The following is a 3,948-nucleotide window of genomic DNA, read 5'->3' as shown; positions in this document are numbered from 1 at the left end:
TCCGCGGGCGGGCGGGCCGCGGCGGCGTCGGCGGCTGCGGGGTCTCCCGCGGTGGCTGCGGCCCGGACCCCTCGGCTCCCGCTGGCACCGCTCCCCCGCTCCTCGTGGCCCGTCCCGGTCCCCGTCCCGACGCCCGTCCCCGCACCGGCGGGGGCGGGCGCTGCGGACGGCGATCGGCCGTGCGGGACACTAGCGCGACCGCGAGGCACGGCCCTCGCCCGGACGGCACGGCGGCACGGGGTCGCCGAGGAGGAGTGAGCGTGACCAAGCCCATGGAGTTCGACGTCACCATCGAGATCCCCAAGGGTCAGCGCAACAAGTACGAGGTCGACCACGAGACCGGGCGCATCCGCCTGGACCGCATGCTGTTCACCTCGACGCGCTACCCCGCCGACTACGGCTTCATCGAGGACACGCTGGGCGAGGACGGCGACCCCCTGGACGCGCTGGTCATCCTCGAGGAGCCCACGTTCCCCGGCTGCCTCATCCGCTGCCGCGCGATCGGCATGTTCCACATGCGCGACGAGGCCGGCGGCGACGACAAGGTGCTCTGCGTGCCCAGCGGCGACCCGCGGGTGGCGAAGATCCAGGACCTCAGCGACATCAGCGACTTCGACCGCCTGGAGATCCAGCACTTCTTCGAGACCTACAAGGACCTCGAGCCGGGCAAGTCGGTGGAGGGCGCGCACTGGGTGGGCCGCGCCGAGGCCGAGGCCGAGATCGTCAACTCCCGCGAGCGCGTCAAGCAGCACGGGCACTGACCCGCGGGCGCGACGCCCCCCGTCCGCGCCCGGTGGCCGGCTCCCGCTCGGGACCGGCCCCCGGGCGCGGACGGGTTAGGCTCGCGCGGGCCCTCGCCGGACGGGTGCGGGCGCGTCCCGCGCCGGGGCGGGAGGGGAGACGGGTGTGACGCAGCGCGAGCAGTCGGGCCGCATGCAGATCGGCGAGGTGTCCGAGCGGCTGGGCCTCAGCCTGCGCACGATCCGCTACTACGACGAGATGGGCCTGGTCACGCCCTCGGCCCGGACGCCCGGCGGTTTCCGCCTCTACACCGAGCTGGACCTGTACCGGCTGTTCGTCATCAAGCGGATGAAGCCGCTCGACTTCAGCCTGGAGGAGATGCGCGAGCTGCTCACGACGCTCGACGCCCTCGACGGCCGGGTGGCCACGGACACCCCGCGCGAGGAGCTCATGGAGCGCCTGGACGCCTTCCGCGAGGCCGCCGACCAGCGGGTGGAGAAGCTGCGCGAGCGGCTGATGATGGCCGAGGAGTTCGCGCAGCGGCTGCGCACGGAGTCCGCCATGCGCGAGCAGGGGCTGCTGCCCGAGGCCGACGAGCGGGCGACCCGCCCCGGGACCACCGCCGAGGGCGCTCCCCGGGCCTGAGCCCGCTCAGCCGGCGAACGGCAGGACGGGCAGGCCGCGCACGCCGGGGCGGTGGGTGAAGAGGGAGCCCGCGACCGGCTCGACGTCGTCGGGCAGGTTCTCCCGCGACGTCGTGATGAACAGCTCGTCGAGGTCCGCCCCGCCGAAGGTGACCGCCGTGACCTGCGAGGCCCCGGGGACCTCCACGACGCCGTCGAGCACACCCGCCGGGGTGTAGCGGCGGACCGCTCCCCCGCCGAAGAGGGCGACCCAGACGCAGCCCTCGGCGTCCACGGTGAGCCCGTCGGGGTGCCCGGGCCCGTCGTCGGTGACCTGCACGAAGGGGCGCCGGCCGGTGAGCCCGGTGGCGCTGTCGTGGTCGAGGACGTCGATGCGCCCGGTGGGGGTGTCGACGTAGTACGCGCGGGAGCCGTCGGGGCTGAACCCGAGGCCGTTGGAGATCGTCACCCCGCCCCAGGCGACGGTCGTGGTGCCGTCGGGGTCGAGGCGGTACACGGAGCCGCGGCCGTCCCCGCGGCCGCCGTCCTGGTCGTAGGCCATCGAGCCGCAGTAGAAGCGCCCCTCGGGGTCGCAGCCGCCCTCGTTCATCCGGATGCCGGCGTCGGCGCCCCACAGCTCCGGCAGCGTGCGCAGGGTGCCGTCCGCCTCCTGCAGCGCGAAGCCGCGCTCGACGGCGATGACCGCGCCACCGCCGGCGCGGGGGCGCACGACCGCCGCCACGTCCCCCACGTGCGTGCGGCCCACGGTGCCGTCGGCGCCGAGGGAGAGGACGTCGCCGGCGAGCATGTCCACCCAGCGCAGCCCGCCCCACCGCGGCGACCAGCAGGGCCCCTCCGCGTGGTGGGCGACCGGGTCCGTGAGCTGCTGAGCCGTCGACACGGGGCACACCCTAGGGGGCGCTGCCGCGGCGGGCGCAGCCCCCTCGCGGGTCCCGTGACGTGCGCGCCCGGGTGACGGACACCACACTCGACGACCAAGGAGTGCCCCGACCCCGGAGGAGGACCTCGTGAGCGCAGCCGCCCGTCCCGCCGACGCCGCCGCGCCGGCGAAGAAGGACCGCACGCACGTCCTCTACATCAGCGTCCTCGTCGCGGTGGGCCTGGGCATCGTCCTCGGGCTCGTCGTGCCGGACTTCGCGACGCAGCTGGCCCCGCTCGGCGAGGGTTTCGTGGCGCTGGTGAAGATGATGATCGCGCCGATCATCTTCTGCACGATCGTGCTGGGCATCGGCTCGGTGCGGAAGGCGGCGCAGGTGGGCCGCGTCGGCGGCATCGCGCTCGTCTACTTCCTCGTCATGTCGGGTCTCGCGCTCGTCATCGGCCTGGTCGTCGGCAACGTCGTGCCGACGGTCGAGCTCGCCCTCACCGACGAGATCCGGGGCGAGGGCGCCGAGCGGGCCGGGGAGGCGTCCTCGACGTCGGGCTTCCTGCTGGGGATCATCCCGACGACGCTGGTGTCGGCGCTCACCGAGGGCGAGGTGCTGCAGGCGCTGTTCGTGGCGCTGCTGGTGGGCTTCGCGATCCAGGCGCTGGGCGAGAAGGGCGAGGGCCCGCTGCAGGCGATCGCCGGGGCGCAGCGCGTGATCTTCAAGGTGCTGGCGATGATCATGTGGGCGGCACCGGTGGGCGCGTTCGGCGCGATCGCGGGCGTCGTCGGCCAGACGGGAGTCGACGCGCTGGTGAGCCTGGCGTGGCTGATGGGCGGCTTCTACGTCACCTGCGTCGTCTTCATCGTCGGTGTGCTCGGGACGCTGCTCAAGGTGGTGACCGGTCTGTCGATCTTCAAGCTGCTGCGCTACCTGGCGCGGGAGCTGCTGCTCATCGTCGGCACGTCGTCGTCGGAGACCGCGCTGCCCCGCCTCATCGCGAAGATGGAGCACGCCGGGGTCACCCGGCCCACCGTCGGCATCGTCGTGCCGACCGGCTACTCCTTCAACCTCGACGGCACCGCGATCTACCTGACGATGGCGTCGCTGTTCATCGCCAACGCCCTCGGCGACCCGCTGTCGGTCGGGGAGCAGATCTCGCTGCTGGTGTTCATGGTCATCGCCTCCAAGGGCGCGGCGGGGGTCACCGGGGCCGGTCTGGCGACGCTGGCGGGCGGGTTGTCCTCCCACCGGCCGGAGCTGCTCGAGGGCGTCGGGCTCGTCGTGGGCGTCGACCGCTTCATGTCCGAGGCCCGCGCGCTGACGAACTTCACGGGCAACGCGGTGGCCACCCTCGTCATCGGGTCCTGGACCCAGCAGCTGGACACCGACCGGGTGCGCCGCGTGCTGGACAAGGAGCTGCCCTTCGACGAGAGCACCATGAGCAGCAGCGACCCGCACGAGGCCGCGGACCGCCCGGACCAGATCGACCTGGAGAAGGCCGCGGCGAGCCCCGCCGCCGCGCCCGGCCACCGCTGACGCGGACGGCACCGCACCGCAGGACCAGCGGCGGGTGAACGCTCGGGAACACCCCTGGCCCCCGGGACCCGGCGCACGCCACGCTGGCGCCGTGCGCTGGCTTCGCGGGGTGCTGGGCGGGTGCGTCGTCGTGGGCGGCGCGTGGTCGTGGGCGCTGG

4 protein-coding genes are annotated in these 3,948 nt (G+C 74.0%); 3 read left to right on the top strand and 1 reads right to left on the bottom strand.

The window, feature by feature from the left end; translation table 11 throughout:
• The first annotated feature begins 272 nt into the window (after positions 1 to 272).
• A complete protein-coding gene (locus tag ABEB16_RS12020) occupies positions 273 to 761 on the top strand; it encodes an inorganic diphosphatase (protein WP_345712487.1) in 489 nt (162 codons plus the stop codon).
• 172 nt (positions 762 to 933) lie between these two features.
• Positions 934 to 1,386, top strand: coding sequence for a MerR family transcriptional regulator (locus ABEB16_RS12015; RefSeq protein WP_345712486.1), 453 nt, complete (start codon positions 934 to 936; stop codon positions 1,384 to 1,386).
• Positions 1,387 to 1,392: 6 nt separating this feature from the next.
• On the opposite strand, the gene ABEB16_RS12010 is transcribed toward ABEB16_RS12015, so the two are convergent.
• Complete coding sequence (locus ABEB16_RS12010) at positions 1,393 to 2,265, bottom strand: SMP-30/gluconolactonase/LRE family protein (RefSeq protein WP_345712485.1); 873 nt, start codon at positions 2,263 to 2,265, stop codon at positions 1,393 to 1,395.
• A gap of 127 nt (positions 2,266 to 2,392) precedes the next feature.
• Between ABEB16_RS12010 and ABEB16_RS12005 the strand changes: the two genes are divergently transcribed.
• The gene (locus tag ABEB16_RS12005) at positions 2,393 to 3,790 is read left to right on the top strand and encodes a cation:dicarboxylate symporter family transporter (RefSeq protein ID WP_345712484.1); all 1,398 of its coding nucleotides are present in this window, start codon (positions 2,393 to 2,395) and stop codon (positions 3,788 to 3,790) included.
• Positions 3,791 to 3,948: the final 158 nt, after the last annotated feature.

Source organism: Kineococcus glutinatus, from assembly GCF_039542765.1.
GTDB lineage: Bacteria > Actinomycetota > Actinomycetes > Actinomycetales > Kineococcaceae > Kineococcus_A > Kineococcus_A glutinatus.
Note: the sequence above shows the minus strand (reverse complement) of the source record. Positions and strands in the feature narration are given on the sequence as shown.

Excerpts from the sequence above, each read along its gene's own strand:
- ABEB16_RS12015 (WP_345712486.1), top strand. The coding sequence starts at position 934 with ATGCAGATCGGCGAGGTGTCCGAGCGGCTGGGCCTCAGCCTGCGCACG.
- ABEB16_RS12020 (WP_345712487.1), top strand. The coding sequence starts at position 273 with ATGGAGTTCGACGTCACCATCGAGATCCCCAAGGGTCAGCGCAACAAG.